Origin of the sequence: Sphingomonas sp., assembly GCF_026460985.1 — a bacterium.
Lineage (GTDB): Bacteria > Pseudomonadota > Alphaproteobacteria > Sphingomonadales > Sphingomonadaceae > Sphingomonas.
Map to the genome: position 1 here is coordinate 1 of NZ_JAPKNM010000095.1, position 17,482 is coordinate 17,482.

Consider the following 17,482-nt stretch of genomic DNA (forward strand, 5'->3'; position numbering starts at 1 on the left):
ATGATGCGAGCCCCAAGACTCCCCTCCCTGCAAGGGAGGGGCTGGGGGTGGGTGCGACCCCGGCGAAGGCCGGGGGAGCCCATCGAGCTGCGTGGAATAAAGAAAAGGCCGGGCATCGAGCCCGACCTTTTCTCACCCACCCCTGACCCCTCCCTTGCAGGGAGGGGAAAAGGATCAGGCCGCCGCCTCGACCAGCTCCTCCGCCGGCAACCGGATCAGATAGTCGAACGCCGACAGCGCCGCCGTCGAGCCCGCCCCCATCGCGATGACGATCTGCTTGTACGGCACCGTCGTCGCATCTCCCGCGGCGAAGATGCCCCGCTGCGAGGTCTCGCCGCGCGCGTCGATCTCGATCTCGCCGCGGTTCGACAGCGCGACCGAATCCTTGAGCCACTCGGTGTTCGGCACCAGCCCGATCTGGACGAAGATGCCCTCGAGCGCGATCTCGTGCGAAATGCCGTGGTTGCGGTCCTTATAGACCAGCCCCGACACCTTCTCGCCGTCGCCGCGCACCTCGGTGGTCAGCGCCGAGGTGATCACCTGGACGTTCGGCAGCGTCGCCAGCTTGCGCTGGAGCACCGCGTCGGCGCGCAGGTCGCTGTCATATTCGATCAGCGTGACGTGCGCGACGATCCCGGCAAGGTCGATCGCCGCCTCGACGCCCGAATTGCCCCCGCCGATCACCGCGACGCGCTTGCCCTTGAACAAGGGGCCGTCGCAATGCGGACAATAGGCCACGCCCTTGTTGCGATACTGGTCCTCGCCCGGGACGTTCATCGTCCGCCAGCGCGCCCCGGTCGAGAGGATCACCGTCCGCGCCTTGAGGCTCGCGCCGTTGGCCAGCACCACTTCGTGCAGCCCGCCCTCGAGCGGCGCCGGGATCAATTTCTCGGCGCGCTGCAGGTTCATGATGTCGACGTCATAGTCCTTGACGTGCTGCTCCAGATGCGCGGCCAGCTTGGGCCCCTCGGTGTGCGGCACCGAGATGAAGTTCTCGATCGCCATCGTGTCGAGCACCTGCCCGCCGAAGCGCTCGGCCGCCACCCCCACGCGGATCCCCTTGCGCGCCGCATAGATCGCCGCCGCGGCACCCGCGGGGCCGCCGCCGACCACGAGCACGTCGAACGCGTCCTTGGTCCTGATCTTCTCGGCCGCGCGCGTCTCGGCGCCGCTGTCGATCCTGGCGACGATCTGCTCGAGCTCCATCCGGCCCTGGCCGAAGGGCTCGCCGTTGAGGAACACCGTCGGCACCGCCATTACCTTCCGCGTGTCGACCTCGTCCTTGAACAAGGCGCCGTCGATCGCGACGTGCTTGATGCGCGGGTTGAGCACCGCCATCAGGTTGAGCGCCTGCACCACGTCGGGGCAGTTCTGGCACGACAGCGAGAAATAGGTCTCGAATTCATAGTCGCCGTCGAGGTCCTTGACCTGGTCGATCAGCTCCTGCGCCGCGCGCGACGGATGCCCGCCGACCTGCAGCAGCGCGAGCACGAGGCTCGTGAACTCATGCCCCATCGGCAGCCCCGCGAAGCGCACGCCGATATCGGTGCCGGCGCGGCGGATCATGAAGCTGGGTTTCCGGGCATCGTCCTTGCGGACGACCGTGATGTCGTCGGACAGCGCAGCGATGTCGTTCAGCAGCCGCTCGAGCTCGCCCGACTTGGCGTCGTCGCCCAGGCTGGCGACCAGCTCGATCGGCTGCTTGATGTTGACCAGATAGGTCTTGAGCTGCTGCGTCAGATTGGCGTCGAGCAAGGTCGGTACTCCACTAGGTTCTCATGAAAACGGCCCGGGATGGTGGTCCACCCCGGGCCGAATCGGCGCCTCCCACAAGGGGGAGGGGAGGAGGCGCCTTAGGTCTTAGATCTTGCCGACGAGGTCGAGCGAGGGGGCCAGGGTCTCTTCGCCCTCTTCCCACTTCGCCGGGCAGACTTCGCCCGGATGCGCGGCGATGTACTGCGCGGCCTTGATTTTCCGCAGCAGCTCGGCGGCGTTGCGGCCGACGCCTTCGCTGGTGATCTCGACCAGCTGGATCACGCCCTCGGGATCGACGACGAAGGTGCCGCGGTCCGCCAGGCCCTGGCCCTCGCGCAGCACCTGGAAATTGGTGCTGAGGACGTGGTTCTGGTCGCCGAGCATGTAGTAATTGATCTTGCCGATCGCCGGCGAGGTGTCGTGCCAGGCCTTGTGGCTGAAATGCGTGTCGGTCGACACCGAATAGACCTCGACGCCCATCTTCTGGAGGGTCGGGTAGATGTCGGCCAGATCCTCCAGCTCGGTCGGGCACACGAAGGTGAAGTCGGCCGGATAGAAGAAGAACACCGCCCACTTGCCGCGCGTGTCGGCGTCGGTGACCTGGACGAACTTGCCGTCCTTATAGGCCTGCGCCGTGAACGGCTTAATCGTGCTTCCGATGAGCGCCATGCGTGAATTCCTCCAAAGGCGTTGTGTTGCGATGCGGCATATAGGTGCGCTGCATCGCAATGCCTAATGGGAAGGCTCACTTGGGTTGATCGAGTGAAGCGATCAATCGGGTGATATTGATCGAGTGTGCCTTCTCAATCCTCCCCCGCCAGGGGGAGGTGGCAGGCGCAGCCTGACGGAGGGGGAGGAATCACGACGGCCAGTGAGTCGCTTACCTCCCCCTCCGTCGCCTTCGGCGCCACCTCCCCCTGGCGGGGGAGGATTTGAGGGCCCGCCGCGCCGCCGCAGTGATTCCTACCGCAGCGCGAGGTACAAATTGTACACGCTGGTAAGCGTCAGCACCACGCCGACCATCAGCATCAGCGTCTTGGGCTCGATCCGCTTGGCGAGGCGCGCGCCCAGCGGCGCGGCGAGCACGCCGCCGATCAGCAGCCCGATCGTCGCGAGCGTGAACGCCTCGAGCCCGAGCTGGGTGATGAAGGTCGCCGAGATGGTGGTGGTGACGAAGAACTCGGCGGTGTTGACCGTGCCGATCGTCATCCGCGGGCTCGATCCCTGGACGAGCAGGTTGCTGGTCACCACCGGCCCCCAGCCGCCGCCGCCCGCCGCGTCGAGGAACCCGCCGGCGAGGCCCAGCGGTTCGACGATGCGCGGGCTGCGCTCGTGCGGCGGATAATGCCGGCTGCGCCACAGCAGATAGAGGCCGATCGCGGTCAGGTAAGCGAGGATGAAGGGCTTCGCGGTCGACGCGTGGATGTTGGAGAGCACATAGGCGCCCAGCGCACCGCCGATCACCCCGGGCACCGCGATTCGCAGGAACAGCTTCCAGTTCACGTTCTTGTGGAGCGCGTGGCTGATCCCCGAGACTGCGGTGGTGAAGCTCTCCACCGTGTGCACGCCTGCCGAAGCGGCCGCGGGCGGCACCCCCAGGCTCAGCAGCAAGGTGTTGGAGATGACGCCGAACGCCATGCCCAGCGCGCCGTCGACCATCTGTGCGGCAAAGCCCACGGCGATGAACGGAAGCAGCGCCGTGAGGTCAATTCCGAAGATCATCCGCGCCCCTTGCCAAGCAGTTCGACCGGCAGGAATGCCGCGCCCGCCCAATCCCCACAAGATACATCGTGTTTAGCCGGGACAAGCCCCGCGAGGGGCTGTTCTGGAAATCGGACGCGCGGTGCATTAAATGGAAGGGACAAAGGGGAACCCGGCCATGTTCCTTCGTCTGAAGGCCTATCTCGATTCGATCCGCGCGCGGGACCCAGCGCCGCGAAGCCGTGCCGAAATCCTGCTCTATCCGGGCGTGTGGGCGCTCGGCTATCATCGCGTCGCGCATCGGCTCTACAAGGGCGGCTGGTTCTTCCTCGCGCGCGTGGTCAATCACTGGTCGCGCTGGATGACGGCGATCGACATCCATCCCGGCGCCACGATCGGCCGCAACTTCTTCATCGACCACGGCTTCGTGGTGATCGGCGAGACCGCCGAGATCGGCGACGACGTCACCATCTATCAATGCGTCACTTTGGGCGGCACCAGCCCCGACAACGGCGTGGCCGGCAAGCGCCACCCGACCATCCTGGACGGCGTGATCATCGGCTCGGGCGCGCAGGTGCTGGGGCCGATCACGGTCGGCGAGCGTTCGCGGATCGGCGCCAATGCGGTGGTCACCCGCGACGTGCCCGAGGGCGCGGTGATGGTCGGCATCCCGGCCAAGCCCACCCTGGTCGAGGCGGCGACGTGGCAGAAGGACTTCGTCCCCTACGGCACGCCGTGCAGCGAGCTGTTCGATCCGGCGACGCAGAAGCTCGAGATCATGCGCTGCGAGCTCGAGACGTTGCGGAAACGGCTCGACGCGATGATCGAGGCACGCGAGACAGGGGGCGATACACGAAGCGATACGGGACGCCGCGACCGCGCCTGATGGGTATCGTCACGCCTCTCTCCTTCGGCCGCCCCAGCCAGGTCGGCTTCGAGCGGCTCGAGCTCACCCGCATCCTCGATCTCTACGGCCGCATGGTCGCCGCCGGGCATTGGCGCGATTATGCGATCCAGTTCGATCACGACGCCGCGGTGTTCGCCGCCTTCCGCCGCGCCGCCGAGCGTCCCGAATATCGGATCGAGAAGCGCCCGGCGCTGCGCAATCGCCAGGGCATGTGGGCTTTGGTCCACGAGGCGGGGATGGTGCTCAAGCGCGGGCACGATCTCGGCCCGGTGCTCGCGCCGGTCGAGCGGCGGCTGATGAAACTGGTGGGGGAATAGGCGCTTTTCTGCCCGGTACGGCTCTTTGACATCGTCGATCCCGCCAGCGGGAATGGAGAACGGCCTCGCCGCCCGGGTGTCAACTTCGGCGAGGAAATGTTCCTTCCTTCCCTCCGCAACGAACACTTCCGCCATCTCCCGTGAAAGGCATTCCGCGAACGTGTGCACTTTCACGCCGGGAACGTGGAACGGCCCCGAAGCGGGTGCTTCGAGGCCGTTCTTATTGGAGTGGCTGATTCAGGCGGCGGCGAGCTGCTGCGTCGGCGGCAGTCGTCCCTCCAGTTCTGCACCCAGCAGGCCGATCACGCTGCGCCGCATCGGCTGCCAGAAGGCGGAGAGGGTGAGCAGCGCCGAACCGATCACCAGGGCAGTCAGCGCCGCGGCCAGCTCGACCGCGCCGCTCTGCTCGAACAGCGCGTACATCGCCCAGAGCACGTAGACGAGGCTCGAGACGAGCAGCGCGCGCCGGTCGACCGCCAGCGCCACCGCGGCGAAGGCCACGTAGAGCGCGATCACCACCCCGGCCATCGGCGCGCCGATCGCGCCGTCGAACACGCCGAGCATGTGGAAGATCGGGTGCGCGATCAGCGGCGCCGCGGCGAGGTGGAGCCAGAAGGCGACGTCGGAGCGGCGCGTGCGGCGCTCGCGGTCGGACATGTCCCAGCGCATCGCGAAGACGAAGACCAGCACGCCTGCGATCAGCAGCATCGGGTTGAGCGCTTCCTTCGATGCCGGCACGAACGCGGTGATCGCCCCGACGGCGACCGCGACGAGCGCGAGCGCGCCCACCGCGACGGTGATCGGCACCATGAAGCGGCGCCAGTGCAGCCAGGCCGCGCCTGCGGTCGCGATGCCGGTGATGACTCCGATCGTCCCGGCGAGCTGGCGCTCCTGGAGGTCGGTCGTCAGGCCGAACTGCTCGGCGAGCCACGGTGCGTTCGCGCCCCAGATCGCGCCGAAGCCTGCGAAGAAGCCGCCCGCGAAGCCGAGCAGCAGCAGGATGCTGGGCAGCGCCATGCGGCGTTGCTTCGTGAAATATTCGGCGAGCAGCCAGCTGGTGATCGACACCGCGAACCCGCCGAACGACACCGCGACGCCCACCTGGCGCGGTCCCTCATGCGTCTCGATGCCCATGATCTTGCCGCCGATGTAGAAGCCGATCCAGCCGACCGCGACGAGGATCAGGATCGACGCGATCCCGACGAAGATGTCGTTGAACCCGGTCAGCAGCCGGAAGCTCTCTTCGTCGACGGTGGGTGTCGAGCGGCTCGCCGCCACATGGTTTCTGAGGGCAGCCGCCGCTTCGCGGGAGATCGCTCCCGCCTCCACGGCGCCTGCCAGGTCGCTCTCGCTGTACATCGGCAATCCTCCTGTTGTGAGGATTGCATAGCACGAGTGTATTAGTGAAACAATACGGTGATACGGTCGGACGGCTATTGCAGCCTGGACATGATCAGCATCGTCTGCTCGGCGCCCGAATTGGGGACGATCTCGCCCCGGCGGTCGATGATCTCGCTCCACTGCGCGGCGACGCTCTCGGGGGTGGGCTCGGCCAGCTTCGCGCCCGGGGTGAGCGTCACATAGGCGGCCTGCACCACGCCCGCGCCGGCACCGACGATCATGTTGGTGGGGGCGTCCTCGGAGACGAGGAACAGTGCGGCAGGCGCGACATTCTCGGGCGCGAAGGCCTTGAAGGCGGCCTCGGGGAAGATGTCCTCGGTCATCCGTGTCCCCGCCACCGGGGCGATCGTGTTGACCTTGATCCCGTATTTGGCGCCTTCGAGGTGCAGCGTCTTGGTGAGCCCGGCGAGCCCCAGCTTGGCCGCGCCGTAATTGGCCTGGCCGAAATTGCCGAACAGGCCGGTCGAAGAGGCGGTCATCAGGATGCGCCCGTAATTCTGCTCGCGCATCGTCTCCCACACTGCCCGGGTAGCATTGGCCGAGCCGTTGAGGTGCACGTCGATGACGAAGCGGAAATCCTCCGGCTCCATCTTGGCGAAGCTCCGGTCGCGGAGGACGCCGGCATTGTTGATCAGGATGTCGACGCGGCCCCAGCGCGCCTTGGCCGCCTCGACCATCGCGACCATCTGGCCGTAATCGGTGACGCTGCCGCCGTTCGACATCGCCTCGCCGCCCGCGGCCTCGATCTCCGCGACCACCGCGAGCGCGGCGTCCGAATGGCCGGTGCCGTCGCGCGTGCCGCCGAGGTCGTTGACCACCACCTTCGCCCCGCGTCGCGCGAGCTCCAGGGCATAGGCACGGCCCAACCCGCCGCCTGCGCCGGTGACGATGGCAACGCGATTGTCGAAACTGATGGTCATGGAAGCGCTCCGATCTTGTGGAGCGCTTCCTAGACGCGATCAGCGCGGACGCAAGTCCGGGCGGATGCTCAGCGGCCGCCGCGCTGGCGGCACTGGTCCTTCACTGTCTTCGAGCAGGGCGGATATTCGGCCTGCGGCGCGGGAGCGGGCCCAGCCGTGGCGGGCGGCGGGGCAGGGGTTGCCGTCGCATCCGCGGGGGCAGCGGGCGCGGCAGGAGCCGCGGCCGCGTCCGGCGCGGTCGTCGTGCCGGCACCGGTGGTTCCAGCGTCAGGCGCCGTGGTCGTCGCGTCGGGGGTCGCCGGCGCTTCGGTTGCCGGCGGGGTCTGCTGTTGCGGAGTGGCGGGCACGTCCTGCGCCACCGCAGTGCCGCTGATCGCCAGCGCGGCGGCCATGATCGTCCATTTCATTCGCACGTCCTCTTCTCGCTACGGGCCCCCCGTTGCGGAAGAGAAACGTATGTATGCGAGAGATTGTTGCGCGCGCGGCGCGTCTCGTCTCTCGGAAAGGGGGCTTCGTCGCTCAGCCGCCCCGCTGCTTGCAGCCATCGAACTGGCCGCGCTTGCAGAAGGGCACGTTCTCGCGCGGCGGGGGCGGCGGGAACATCTCGGTCGGCGTCTTCGGATTGGGTACGAAGACCACCCGCGCGCCCGGCGGCGGCGGACCATCGACGAACGGGCCGGTGGGGGGCGCGAGACCGCCGAGGCGCGGGGCGTCGGCCGGGGGCGTCTGCTGGGGCGGGGTCTGCGCGGAAGCGCCGCTGAGGGCGAGCGCCGTGGCCAATGCGATCAGAGTCATCACAGGTCTCCGAAGCGATTTCCTGGGCGCATGGGGATGCGCCTTTCCGGAAACGCGAACTGACACGGATGGCTCCGTCGACGCGCTAGGGATTTACCCGCGCCCGGCGAGGAAGATTCCCCTAGCCTGTATCGACATTCAGCCTTCTTAATCCTCCCCCGCCAGGGGGAGGTGGCACGCGCAGCGTGACGGAGGGGGCGGAATCACTGTGCTCAGTTGGAGAGGGCGCCGCCTACCTCCCCCTCCGACGCCTTCGGCCCCACCTCCCCCTGGCGGGGGAGGATTGAAAGGCCTCGCTCGCTTGAATGCCGATCCGCCCTAGTTCCCGGTATCCAGCGCATAGCCCGCGGAGCGGACGGTGCGGATGATGTCGGGGCGGTCGCCATGGTTGATCGCCTTGCGCAGCCGCCGGATATGGACGTCGACCGTGCGCGATTCGATGTCGCTGTCATGCCCCCACACCGCATCGAGCAGCCGCTCGCGCGAGAACACCCAGCCCGGATGCTCCAGGAAGTGCTTGAGCAGCCGGAACTCGGTCGGCCCGAGCGAGATCACGTCGCCGCCGCGGCGGACCTTGTGGCCGACGGTGTCCATCTCGATATCGGCATAGCTCAGCGCCTCGCCCGCCAGCGCCGGCCGCACGCGGCGCAGCACCGCGCCGACGCGCGCCACCAGCTCGCGCGGGGAGAAGGGCTTGGTGACATAGTCGTCGGCGCCCGTCTCGAGCCCGCGCACGCGATCCTCTTCCTCGCCGCGCGCGGTGAGCATGATGATCGGGATGTTGGCGGTCTCGGGCATGCGGCGCAGGCGCCGGCACACCTCGATCCCCGAGAGCCCCTCGACCATCCAGTCGAGCAGCACGATGTCCGGGGTCGCTTCCTTGGCGAGCAGCAGCGCCTCCTCGCCGTCGGGAGTGTGCTTGACCTCGTAATCCTCGCGCTTGAAGTGCCAGGTCACCAACTCGGCGATCGCGGCGTCGTCCTCGACGAGAAGCATCTTCACTCGGGCCATATACGCGTCCTCATGCCGTTGCCGCTTCGTCGGCCAGATAGCGGCCCGTCGCGGCGAAATAGACCATCTCGGCCACGTTGGTGGCATGGTCGCCGATCCGCTCGATATTCTTGGCGACGAACAGCAGATGCGCAACCTGGCTAACCGTGCGCGGATTCTCGACCATGAAGGTCACGAGCGTGCGGAATATCGCGTCGTAGAAATCGTCGAGCGCCGTATCGCGCCGGCAGATCTGCGCCGCCGTCTCGGCATCGCGCGAGGCGAAGGCGTCGAGCACGTCATGGACCATGTCGCTCGCCATCTGCGCCATCGCGGGCAGCAGCGACAGCGCCTCGATCCGGTCCTCGCCCTCGGTGTGGATCAGCGGCACGCGCTTGGCGATGTTCTTGGCATAGTCGCCGATCCGCTCGACCACCGCGGCGATCTTGAGCGCCGCGATCACCTCGCGCAGGTCGTCGGCCATCGGCGCCCGGAGCGCGATCAACCGGACGACGAGCTTCTCGACCTCGGACTCGATCGCGTCGATCTGCTTGTCCTTGCCGCGCACCTGGGCGGCGAGCGCGGTGTCGCCGCGCTGGAGCGCCTTCATCGCGTCGTGGATCGCCTGCTCGGCGAGCCCGCCCATCTGGCTGATCAGCGCGCGGAGCTGCTTGATGTCCTGGTCGAACGCCTTGACGGTATGTTCCTGGCCGATCGCCATTAGCCGTACCTTCCCGTGATATAGTCTTTGGTGCGTTCCTCGCGGGGCGTGGTGAAGATCTGGTCGGTCTCGCCATATTCCACCAGCGTGCCGAGGTGGAAGAAGGCAGTGCGCTGGCTGACCCGGGCGGCCTGCTGCATGTTGTGCGTCACGATGGCGATCGCATAGCGCCCGCGCAGCTCGTGGATCAGCTCCTCGATCTTGGCGGTGGCGATCGGATCGAGCGCCGAGGCGGGCTCGTCCATCAGGATCACTTCGGGGTCGACCGCAATGGCGCGGGCGATGCACAGCCGCTGCTGCTGCCCGCCCGAAAGCGCGGTGCCGCTGTCCTGCAGCCGGTCCTTCACTTCCTCCCAGAGGCCCGCGCGCTTGAGCGAGCGCTCGACGATCGCCTCGAGTTCGCTCTTCGACGCCGCCAGTCCGTGGATGCGCGGGCCGTAGGCGACGTTCTCGAAGATCGACTTGGGGAAGGGGTTCGGCTTCTGGAACACCATGCCGACGCGCGCGCGCAGCTGCACCACGTCCATCGCCGACGAGTAGATGTTCTCGCCGTCCAGCATGATCTCGCCCTCGACCCGCGCGCTGGCGATGGTGTCGTTCATGCGGTTGAGCGTGCGCAGGAAGGTCGACTTGCCGCAGCCCGAGGGGCCGATGAACGCAGTCACCTTGTCCATGTCGATGTCGATCGACACGTCCTTCACGGCCTGCTTGTCGCCGTAGAAGACGCTCACGCCGCGGGCGGACATCTTGTTGTGAGCTGCTTGCGTCATCACCAGCGGGTCTCGAATTTGTTGCGAAGATAGATGGCCAAGCCGTTCATGGCGAGCAGGAACACCAGCAGCACGATGATCGCGGCGCTGGTCTTCTCGACGAAGCCGCGGCTGACCTCGTCCGACCAGAGGAAGATCTGCACCGGCAGCACGGTGGCGGGATCGGTGAAGCCGCCCGGCGGCGTCACGATGAACGCGCGCATGCCGATCAGCAGCAGAGGGGCGGTCTCACCCAGCGCGCGCGCCATGCCGATGATCGTGCCGGTCAGGATGCCGGGCATCGCCAGCGGCAGGACATGATGGAACACCACCTGGATCGGGCTCGCGCCGATGCCGAGCGCGGCATCGCGGATCGAGGGCGGCACCGCCTTGATCGCGTTGCGGCTGGCGATGACGATCACGGGCATGATCATCAGCGCGAGCGTCAGCCCGCCGACCAACGCCGCCGAGCGGGGGAGGAGCGGCCCGAACTGGTAGCCGAACAGGCTCCAGCTGCCGAGGAACACCGCGAGCCCGAGCAGGCCGAAGATGATCGAGGGCACCGCCGCGAGATTGTTGATCGAGACTTCGATCAGGTCGGTCCAGCGGTTCCGCGGCGCATATTCCTCGAGATAGATCGCCGAGAGCACGCCGACCGGGAAGGCGATCAGGAAAGTGACGATCATCGTCAGCAGCGAGCCCTTGAGCGCGCCCCAAATGCCCACCGCGACCGGATCGGTGGAGTCCGATTCGTGCAGGAAGTCCATGTTGAAGTGCCGCGACAGCACGCCCGCCTGGCGGAGCCTGGCCGCCGCCGCCTTGGCCTCGGCATTGCCGTCGCCGCGCACGGCCTGGTCGATCTCGGTCGACGCCGGCACTTCGATGCTCACCTTGCGGTCGAGGATCGTCGGGTCCGCCTTGATCGCGTCGCGGACGCGCAGCCAGGCGTTCTCGGAGATGAATTCGTCGCCACCCGGCCCGAACGCAGTCGCAGCCGCGCCCTTGACGGCATTTTCCAGCCCCGCGCCCGCCAGCGCCAGATCGGCCGCCGGCGTCCTGAGCTGGGCACGCTCGACGAGCATCCCGGCAGCAGGAAAGTCGATCGGCAGCGCGACGTCGGTCCGCGTGAAGCCGCGCCAGCCGTTCGCGACCATCGTGATCAGCAGGAAGGCGAGGAACGCCGCCGACAGCACCACCGCCGCTAGCCCGAAGAAGCGGAAGCGCCGCTCGGCCGCGTAGCGCTTGCGGATGCGCCGCTGCATCGCCGCGGTCTTCCAGTCGGTCGGCGCGCGATCCGCGGGCCCCTTCGAGCCGGCCGGAAGCTGGGAGAGGACCGCGCTACTCATAGGCTTCCCGATATTTCTTCACGACGCGCAGCGCGACGATGTTGAGCAGCAGCGTGATCACGAACAGCGTCAGCCCCAGCGCGAAGGCGGCGAGCGTCTTCGGGCTGTCGAACTCGGATTCGCCGGTGAGCAGGTCGACGATCTGCTTGGTGACCGTGGTCGCGCTCTCGAACGGGTTGAGCGTGATGTTCGCCGCGCCGGAGGCGGCCATCACCACGATCATCGTCTCGCCGATCGCGCGGCTCACCGCGAGCAGCACGCCCGCGACCACGCCGGGCAATGCCGCGGGGATCAGCACCCTGGAGATCGTCTCGCTGGTCGTCGCGCCCATGGCGAGGCTGCCGTCGCGCATCGCGGTCGGCACCGCGGCGATCGAATCGTCGGCCATCGAGGAGACGAAGGGGATGATCATCACCCCCATCACCAGGCCCGCGGCGAGCGCGCTCTCGGACGAGGCATAGGTATAGCCGAGCGACACCGCGAGATCGCGCACCGCCGGCGCCACGGTCAGCGCGGCGAAATAGCCATAGACCACGGTCGGCACGCCCGCGAGCATCTCGAGCGTCGGCTTCATCCATTTGCGGACGGTCGGCGCGGCATATTGGGTCAGGTAGATCGCGCTCATCAGCCCGAACGGGATGGCGACGATCATCGCGATCACCGCACCGATGAAGAAGGTTCCCCAGAACAGGGGCACCGCGCCCAGCGACTTGCCCGGATCGGCCGCGTCGATCACCTGCGGGCTCCAATGCGCGCCGAACAGGAAATCGGTGATCGGCACCTGCTGGAAGAAGCGCAGCGACTCCCAGAGCAGCGACAGGAAGATGCCGAGCGTCGTCAGGATCGCGATCAGCGAGGCGATGAGCAGGATGACCATCATCCCGCGCTCGACCTGGCTGCGCGCCTTGAAGCTCGCGCGGACGCGGGTGAGCGCGAAGGCGGCGCCGGCAAAGGCGAGCAGGATCGCGACGCCGGTGCCCATCCAGCCATAGCGCGACTGGGCGGCGCGGGTGGGGGCGGCGAGCTGCTCGGCGACGGGATCGAAGGCCGTGGCGCCGTTCTCGCGCGCGACGCGCTTGGCCTCGGCGAGCAATGCGTTGCGCTCGAACTCGAACTGCGGAAGCTGCGCCGCGGCGGGGTGCTGGAGCACCGCTTCCTTGATGAGCCCCGGGCTGATCGCGCTCCACGCCGCGACGAACAGCAGGGCGGGCAGCACCGTCCAGATCGCGACGTACATGCCGTGCTGCCCGGGCAGCGAATGGAGCCGCTTGGCGCCGGCCCGGTCGAAGCGGTTGGCGCGCGCGCGCGCGGTGAGCCAGCCGATCAGGCCGAGTCCGGCGATGAGGAAGAGGAGCGCGAAGGCGTTCACGTCATATCCTCAATGCAGTCCGGCGGGATCGAGCGGGGTTCGCTGCGCGACGATCTGCGCCGATTTCCCGCGCAGCGCGTCGGGGGCGGCGATCAGTCCGCGCTGGGTCAGCTTGCCCTTGGGGTTCCACATCGTCGTGTAGAGCGTGAGGAAGTCGGCCAGTCCGGGCACCGCGCGCAGATGGCGCTTCTTCACATAGAGGAACAGCGGCCGCGCGCCCGGATAGGTGCCGTCGGCGATGGTCGCGTAGCTCGGCGCCACGCCCTCGATCGGCACGCCGTGGAGCCGATCGATATTCTCCTCCAGATAGGAATAGCCGAAAACCCCTAGGGCGTTGGGGTTGGCCGCGAGCCCCTGGACGATCAGATTGTCGTTCTCGCCCTTGTCGATATAGGGCCCGTCGTCGCGGATGCGCTTGCAGCGGCTGTCATAGGGCGCGGTGTCCTTGGCCGCCTTGAGCGCCTTGACCTCGGGATCCGCCGCGGCGCAGCCGGGCTCCATTACCAGCTCGACCAGCGCGTCGCGCGTGCCGCTGGTCGCGGGCGGGCCCATCACCTGGATCGGGATCGCGGGAAGCGCCGGATTGACGTCGCGCCACATCCGCGCGGTGTTGGGCTTGCCCAAGGGATTGGCGGCGAGCGCCAGATAGACGTCCTTCTTGCTCAGCGAGAGCCTGGGGCCGTTGTTCGCCTCGGCCAGCGCCACGCCGTCGACGCCGATTTGGACTTCCATGATCTCGCCGACGCCATTGGCCTCGCAGAGCGCGTATTCGGATTTCTTGATGCGGCGGCTCGCATTGGCGATGTCGGGGAATTCCCAGCCCACGCCCTCGCAGAAGCGCTTGAGACCCGCGCCGGTGCCGATCGATTCGACCACCGGCGCCTTGCGCCCGCCGCCCTGGTTGACGAAGGTCTCGGCGACCGCGGTGGTGAAGGGATATACGGTCGAGGAGCCCACGACGCGTATCTCGCGCGCCGTGTTGCTGTCGCAGCCGGCCAACGTGAGCGCCGCCGCTGCAATCAGGCCGAACCTGCCGAAAATGTCGCGAACTCCCGCTGTACCCCGAGTCGTGCGCTTCGGCACGTCCTCGCGCTGTCTTGCAAGTCGGTTACGCCTTTATGACACTCGCTGCACCGGCAGCAGGATCGTGACGGTCGTGCCCTTGCCCACCGTGCTGGCGATATCGAGCCGGCCGCGATGCCGCTCGACGACGTGCTTGACGATCGCGAGGCCCAGTCCGGTCCCGCCCAACGAACGGCTGCGCCCAGAGTCGACGCGGTAGAAGCGCTCGGTCAGCCGGGGGAGGTGCTGCGGCGGGATTCCCTCGCCTTCGTCCGAGACGCTGAGCCGCACCATCGCCTCGCCCTCGGGCTGGAGCGAGACGGTGACCGGGGTTGCTTCGCGGCCATATTTCATCGCGTTGCCGATGACGTTGTGGAGCAACTGGCTGAGCTGGGTCGGATCGCCGGCCACCTCGGGCACGTCGGCGATCTGCGTCACCAGATCGGCGGCGCGCGGGCTGCCCGAGAGCTCGAGCGTCACTTCCTCGATCAGGTCGGCGAGGTCGACCGCCTTGCCCGGTACGCGATATTTCTCCGCCTCGATCCGGCTCAGCGAGATCAGGTCCTCGATCAGCCGCTGCATCCGCTGGGCCTCGCCGAACACGATCTTGAGGAAGCGCGCGCGCGTCCCCGGATCGTCGCCGGCGTCCTCGCGCAGGGTCTCGACATAGCCGAGCAGCGAGGCGAGCGGCGTGCGCAGCTCGTGGCTGGCATTGGCGACGAAATCGACGCGCATCCGCTCGGCGGCATAGCTCCCGGTGCGGTCGATCAGATGGACCACGCGGCGCCCGTCGCCCAGCGTGCGCACGCGCATCTCCCAGCGCTGGTCGCGCGTGCCGAGCCCGACGAGATGGATCGGCGCGGCCGGGCCGCCATTGTCGGAGCGCATCAGCCGCTCGGCGGCGGCGGGGTGGCGGATCGCTACGCGGACGTCCTCGCCCAGCACATGCTGCCCCAGCAATTCGCGCGCCCCCAGATTGGCCGCCTCGACGCGATTGTCGGCGATCACCAGCACCGGCTCGGCGATCGCTTCGATCACCTCGGCGATCGCCGGCTCGCTCTCCGTGGATATTGCGATAGGCATCGAAGGCGGCGTGTCGCTGCTGCTCGCCGCTACCAGCACCGCCGCCACGGCGCAGACCAGGACGACGAGGCTCGCCTGCACGTCGCCGCTCAGCAACAGGCTCGCGCCCGCGGCGACGACCGCGACGAGGAGCGCCAATGCTGTCCGGATACCGAGGAAGGAAGGCATATGTCCCGTTCTAGGCATGGATTTACGATTGCGAAAGCCGCGCGGGCGCATGACAAGGCGCCATGGCCGAAGACAGCACCGGACCCGTCGCTTCGCGTCGCCGCGCATTGATGCTCGGCGCGGCGGGCGCGTCGGCGATCGTCTCGATCCGCCCCGCGCTCGCGCAGACCAGCGCCTCGGTGCTCAATTGCGAGATCCCGGTCCCCGATCCGGCGCGCGCCGGCAGCTATATCGCGCCTGACGGGACCCTGGTGCCCGCCGGCACCCCCGGCGCCTATCCGCCGCCCGGCGCCGCGTTCAAGGCCGAGGACGTCAAGCGCGCGCTCTCGGGCGGCACGCTGCCCGGCACCGATTACGAGCGCAGCCGCGCCTACACCAACTATATCCGCCGCCTGCAATCGGGCACCAGCGGCTTCACCTGCTTCGCATCGCTGCAGATGCCGCGCGGCTGAGGCCGACCCCGCTGTCCGGCTCCCTGCCGTCATCCCCGCGAAAGCGGGGACCCATCTCCGGCGCTATCCGCGCATATGACAGCCGTAGTATGGCTTGGCGACTGCACGAGATGGGTCCCCGCTTTCGCGGGGATGACGGGGAGGGGCGAGCATGACATTCTATCGCGCCGCGGCTCCCGAGGCGCTGCGCATCGTCCCGCTCGACGCGCTGACTCTGGTCTACCACCGCGCCTCGGGCATCACCCATATCGTAGACAGCCCGGTGCCCGAGATCCTGGAGACTCTCGCGAGCCGACCGCTATCCGCGCCCGATCTGCTCGCCCGCCTCGCGGAGCGCTTCGACCTGGTCGACGCCGATCCGCATGCGCTGGCGGTCAGGCTCGACGAACTCGCCGCGGTCGGGCTGGTGGAGCGCCTGTGCGCCATCTGACCCGGCTGCGCATCGGTCCGGTCGGCTTCCGCATCGGGAGCGACTGGCGCGCGCCCATCGCCGCGCTCGATGCGCTCTACCGCGACTATCCGGCGCCCGAGGACGGCATCCCGGACTTCAACGTCCACCTCTTCGCCGCGCGCCCGTGGCGGCGTTTCCTGCGTCCGTCGGTCCATATCGGCGGCGACTTCGTCATCCCCGATGCCGCGCCGCTGCCGCTCGCCCAGGGGCTGCTCGCCGCCGAGATGGGGATGAACCTCCAGATGGCGCTCGGCCAGCGCCGCTATCTGGTGCTCCACGCTTCGGCGGTGGAGAAGCAGGGCAAGGCGCTGCTGATGACCGGCCTGTCGGGCGCGGGCAAGTCGACGCTCGCGGCTTTGCTGATGGCGCAGGGTTGGCGGCTGATGGGCGACGAGTTCGCGCTGCTCGATCCGGCGACCGGCCTGATCCACGGCTTTCCCCGACTGATCAGCCTCAAGAACGAAGCGATCGCGGTGATGGAGCGGGCGCTGCCCGATGCCCGGTTCGGCCCGGTGCTCCACGGTACCCCCAAGGGCAGTATCCGCCACCTCGTCCCCGATGCCCGCGCGATCGCCGCGATGGCCGAGCCCGCCGAGCCGCGGCTGATCCTATTCCCGAGCTACGGCTTCGTCGCGGCCGAGCGCGAAGTGCTGCCGAGCGAGACCTTTGTCCGGCTGACCCAGGCCTCGACCAACTATGTCGCGCTCGCCGAACGCGGCTTCGACGCGCTCACCCGGCTGGTGCGCACCGTCCCGGCGCGCGCGCTCGACTATCCCGACACCGCGACGGCGCTGGCGCAGGTCGAGCGGCTCTGGGCGGAGACGGCGTGATGCAAATACTTCGTCACCCCCGCGAAAGCGGGGGCCCATCTCCCGGACTGTCCACGTGCACAACGGTCGTTGCACCGCTTGGCTTCTGCACGAGATGGGCAGGTAAGATTGCCCCCGGCAATCTTAGCCATGCGCGGGGCGCATGGCGGCTCTGCCCATCCCCCGCTTTCGCGGGGGTGACGGGGAGGTGGTGATGGATGCGATCATCCTAGCCAACGCACTCCGCGATCCGGCGACGACCGCCGCGCTCGACGACGCCGGCTGGACCGCGCTCCTTGCCATCGCCCGCGCCGAGCAACTGATCGGCACGCTCGCGCATCGCCTCGAAGGGTTGCCCATGCCGCCCGCCGCGGCGCGCATCCTCGCCGACGCCCGCGCCTCGGCCGCGCAGGGTCGCGCCGCCGCCTTGTGGGAAGCCGAGATGGCGCGGCGCGCGCTCGCGCCGACGGGGATGCCGGTCATCCT

At 68.1% G+C, this 17,482-nt stretch carries 20 protein-coding genes; 6 read left to right on the forward strand and 14 right to left on the reverse strand.

The genetic code is table 11. The annotated features are described in order from the left end of the window. Window positions 1–174 precede the first annotated feature (174 nt). From ahpF to MT490_RS15585, 3 genes are all read right to left on the reverse strand, one after another. Complete coding sequence (gene ahpF / locus MT490_RS15575; RefSeq protein ID WP_297389684.1) at window positions 175–1,755, reverse strand: alkyl hydroperoxide reductase subunit F; 1,581 nt, start codon at window positions 1,753–1,755, stop codon at window positions 175–177. Between the two features lie 105 nt (window positions 1,756–1,860). Then, entirely contained in the window at window positions 1,861–2,424 is a 564-nt protein-coding gene (gene ahpC, locus MT490_RS15580; RefSeq protein WP_297389688.1) for an alkyl hydroperoxide reductase subunit C, read from the reverse strand. A gap of 294 nt (window positions 2,425–2,718) precedes the next feature. After that, window positions 2,719–3,477 carry a sulfite exporter TauE/SafE family protein gene (locus MT490_RS15585; RefSeq protein ID WP_297389689.1) on the reverse strand — a complete coding sequence of 253 codons (759 nt, stop codon included), beginning with the start codon at window positions 3,475–3,477 and terminating at the stop codon, window positions 2,719–2,721. Window positions 3,478–3,634: 157 nt separating this feature from the next. Here MT490_RS15585 and epsC point away from each other — a divergent pair, with 157 nt between their 5' ends. Together epsC and MT490_RS15595 are read left to right on the forward strand one after the other, a co-directional pair. Further along, on the forward strand, window positions 3,635–4,342 hold the full coding sequence (gene epsC / locus MT490_RS15590) for a serine O-acetyltransferase EpsC (protein ID WP_297389690.1): 708 nt from the start codon (window positions 3,635–3,637) through the stop codon (window positions 4,340–4,342). Then, window positions 4,342–4,680: a DUF2794 domain-containing protein gene (locus tag MT490_RS15595; protein WP_297389692.1), complete on the forward strand. Its 339-nt coding sequence runs from the start codon at window positions 4,342–4,344 to the stop codon at window positions 4,678–4,680. The genes epsC and MT490_RS15595 overlap by 1 nt, the downstream gene beginning before the upstream one ends. Window positions 4,681–4,917: 237 nt before the next feature. Here the strand turns inward: MT490_RS15595 and MT490_RS15600 are convergent, their stop codons facing one another. From MT490_RS15600 to MT490_RS15650, 11 genes are all read right to left on the reverse strand, one after another. Beyond that, complete coding sequence (locus MT490_RS15600; protein WP_297389695.1) at window positions 4,918–6,039, reverse strand: hypothetical protein; 1,122 nt, start codon at window positions 6,037–6,039, stop codon at window positions 4,918–4,920. Between the two features lie 74 nt (window positions 6,040–6,113). Next, window positions 6,114–7,001: an SDR family NAD(P)-dependent oxidoreductase gene (locus MT490_RS15605; protein ID WP_297389697.1), complete on the reverse strand. Its 888-nt coding sequence runs from the start codon at window positions 6,999–7,001 to the stop codon at window positions 6,114–6,116. A 68-nt stretch (window positions 7,002–7,069) separates the two neighbouring features. Then, on the reverse strand, window positions 7,070–7,408 hold the full coding sequence (locus tag MT490_RS15610; protein WP_297389700.1) for a hypothetical protein: 339 nt from the start codon (window positions 7,406–7,408) through the stop codon (window positions 7,070–7,072). A gap of 112 nt (window positions 7,409–7,520) precedes the next feature. Further along, a complete protein-coding gene (locus MT490_RS15615) occupies window positions 7,521–7,796 on the reverse strand; it encodes a hypothetical protein (protein WP_297389703.1) in 276 nt (91 codons plus the stop codon). Between the two features lie 318 nt (window positions 7,797–8,114). Then, entirely contained in the window at window positions 8,115–8,807 is a 693-nt protein-coding gene (gene phoB, locus MT490_RS15620) for a phosphate regulon transcriptional regulator PhoB (RefSeq protein ID WP_029936401.1), read from the reverse strand. 10 nt (window positions 8,808–8,817) lie between these two features. Continuing rightward, window positions 8,818–9,507, reverse strand: a complete 690-nt coding sequence (phoU, locus tag MT490_RS15625) for a phosphate signaling complex protein PhoU (protein ID WP_297389706.1) — start codon at window positions 9,505–9,507, stop codon at window positions 8,818–8,820. Next, on the reverse strand, window positions 9,507–10,277 hold the full coding sequence (gene pstB / locus MT490_RS15630) for a phosphate ABC transporter ATP-binding protein PstB (RefSeq protein WP_297389709.1): 771 nt from the start codon (window positions 10,275–10,277) through the stop codon (window positions 9,507–9,509). The genes phoU and pstB overlap by 1 nt, the downstream gene beginning before the upstream one ends. Continuing rightward, entirely contained in the window at window positions 10,277–11,602 is a 1,326-nt protein-coding gene (gene pstA, locus MT490_RS15635) for a phosphate ABC transporter permease PstA (protein WP_297389712.1), read from the reverse strand. The genes pstB and pstA overlap by 1 nt, the downstream gene beginning before the upstream one ends. Further along, window positions 11,595–12,971 carry a phosphate ABC transporter permease subunit PstC gene (gene pstC, locus MT490_RS15640; RefSeq protein ID WP_297389715.1) on the reverse strand — a complete coding sequence of 459 codons (1,377 nt, stop codon included), beginning with the start codon at window positions 12,969–12,971 and terminating at the stop codon, window positions 11,595–11,597. The genes pstA and pstC overlap by 8 nt, the downstream gene beginning before the upstream one ends. Window positions 12,972–12,980: 9 nt before the next feature. Further along, on the reverse strand, window positions 12,981–13,970 hold the full coding sequence (locus MT490_RS15645; RefSeq protein ID WP_297389718.1) for a substrate-binding domain-containing protein: 990 nt from the start codon (window positions 13,968–13,970) through the stop codon (window positions 12,981–12,983). 117 nt (window positions 13,971–14,087) lie between these two features. Beyond that, complete coding sequence (locus tag MT490_RS15650; RefSeq protein WP_297389721.1) at window positions 14,088–15,284, reverse strand: ATP-binding protein; 1,197 nt, start codon at window positions 15,282–15,284, stop codon at window positions 14,088–14,090. A gap of 62 nt (window positions 15,285–15,346) precedes the next feature. On the opposite strand from MT490_RS15650, the gene MT490_RS15655 reads away from it, so the two are divergent. From MT490_RS15655 to MT490_RS15670, 4 genes are all read left to right on the forward strand, one after another. Continuing rightward, complete coding sequence (locus tag MT490_RS15655; RefSeq protein ID WP_297389724.1) at window positions 15,347–15,736, forward strand: hypothetical protein; 390 nt, start codon at window positions 15,347–15,349, stop codon at window positions 15,734–15,736. Window positions 15,737–15,887: 151 nt separating this feature from the next. Continuing rightward, entirely contained in the window at window positions 15,888–16,166 is a 279-nt protein-coding gene (locus tag MT490_RS15660) for an HPr-rel-A system PqqD family peptide chaperone (RefSeq protein WP_297389726.1), read from the forward strand. Then, window positions 16,154–17,017: an HprK-related kinase A gene (locus MT490_RS15665; protein ID WP_297389728.1), complete on the forward strand. Its 864-nt coding sequence runs from the start codon at window positions 16,154–16,156 to the stop codon at window positions 17,015–17,017. Before MT490_RS15660 ends, MT490_RS15665 begins: the two co-directional genes overlap by 13 nt. Before the next feature lie 193 nt (window positions 17,018–17,210). After that, a partial coding sequence (locus tag MT490_RS15670) for a nucleotidyltransferase family protein (protein ID WP_363321758.1) occupies window positions 17,211–17,482 on the forward strand: 272 nt, incomplete at its 3' end.

What these genes read in the sequence shown, in the direction of transcription:
- ahpC (WP_297389688.1), bottom strand. Translation starts at nt 2,424, where the DNA reads ATGGCGCTCATCGGAAGCACGATTAAGCCGTTCACGGCGCAGGCCTAT.
- MT490_RS15585 (WP_297389689.1), bottom strand. Translation starts at nt 3,477, where the DNA reads ATGATCTTCGGAATTGACCTCACGGCGCTGCTTCCGTTCATCGCCGTG.
- epsC (WP_297389690.1), top strand. Translation starts at nt 3,635, where the DNA reads ATGTTCCTTCGTCTGAAGGCCTATCTCGATTCGATCCGCGCGCGGGAC.
- MT490_RS15595 (WP_297389692.1), top strand. Translation starts at nt 4,342, where the DNA reads ATGGGTATCGTCACGCCTCTCTCCTTCGGCCGCCCCAGCCAGGTCGGC.
- MT490_RS15600 (WP_297389695.1), bottom strand. Translation starts at nt 6,039, where the DNA reads ATGTACAGCGAGAGCGACCTGGCAGGCGCCGTGGAGGCGGGAGCGATC.
- MT490_RS15605 (WP_297389697.1), bottom strand. Translation starts at nt 7,001, where the DNA reads ATGACCATCAGTTTCGACAATCGCGTTGCCATCGTCACCGGCGCAGGC.
- MT490_RS15610 (WP_297389700.1), bottom strand. Translation starts at nt 7,408, where the DNA reads ATGAAATGGACGATCATGGCCGCCGCGCTGGCGATCAGCGGCACTGCG.
- MT490_RS15615 (WP_297389703.1), bottom strand. Translation starts at nt 7,796, where the DNA reads ATGACTCTGATCGCATTGGCCACGGCGCTCGCCCTCAGCGGCGCTTCC.
- phoB (WP_029936401.1), bottom strand. Translation starts at nt 8,807, where the DNA reads ATGGCCCGAGTGAAGATGCTTCTCGTCGAGGACGACGCCGCGATCGCC.
- phoU (WP_297389706.1), bottom strand. Translation starts at nt 9,507, where the DNA reads ATGGCGATCGGCCAGGAACATACCGTCAAGGCGTTCGACCAGGACATC.
- pstB (WP_297389709.1), bottom strand. Translation starts at nt 10,277, where the DNA reads ATGACGCAAGCAGCTCACAACAAGATGTCCGCCCGCGGCGTGAGCGTC.
- pstA (WP_297389712.1), bottom strand. Translation starts at nt 11,602, where the DNA reads ATGAGTAGCGCGGTCCTCTCCCAGCTTCCGGCCGGCTCGAAGGGGCCC.
- MT490_RS15650 (WP_297389721.1), bottom strand. Translation starts at nt 15,284, where the DNA reads ATGCCTTCCTTCCTCGGTATCCGGACAGCATTGGCGCTCCTCGTCGCG.
- MT490_RS15655 (WP_297389724.1), top strand. Translation starts at nt 15,347, where the DNA reads ATGGCCGAAGACAGCACCGGACCCGTCGCTTCGCGTCGCCGCGCATTG.
- MT490_RS15660 (WP_297389726.1), top strand. Translation starts at nt 15,888, where the DNA reads ATGACATTCTATCGCGCCGCGGCTCCCGAGGCGCTGCGCATCGTCCCG.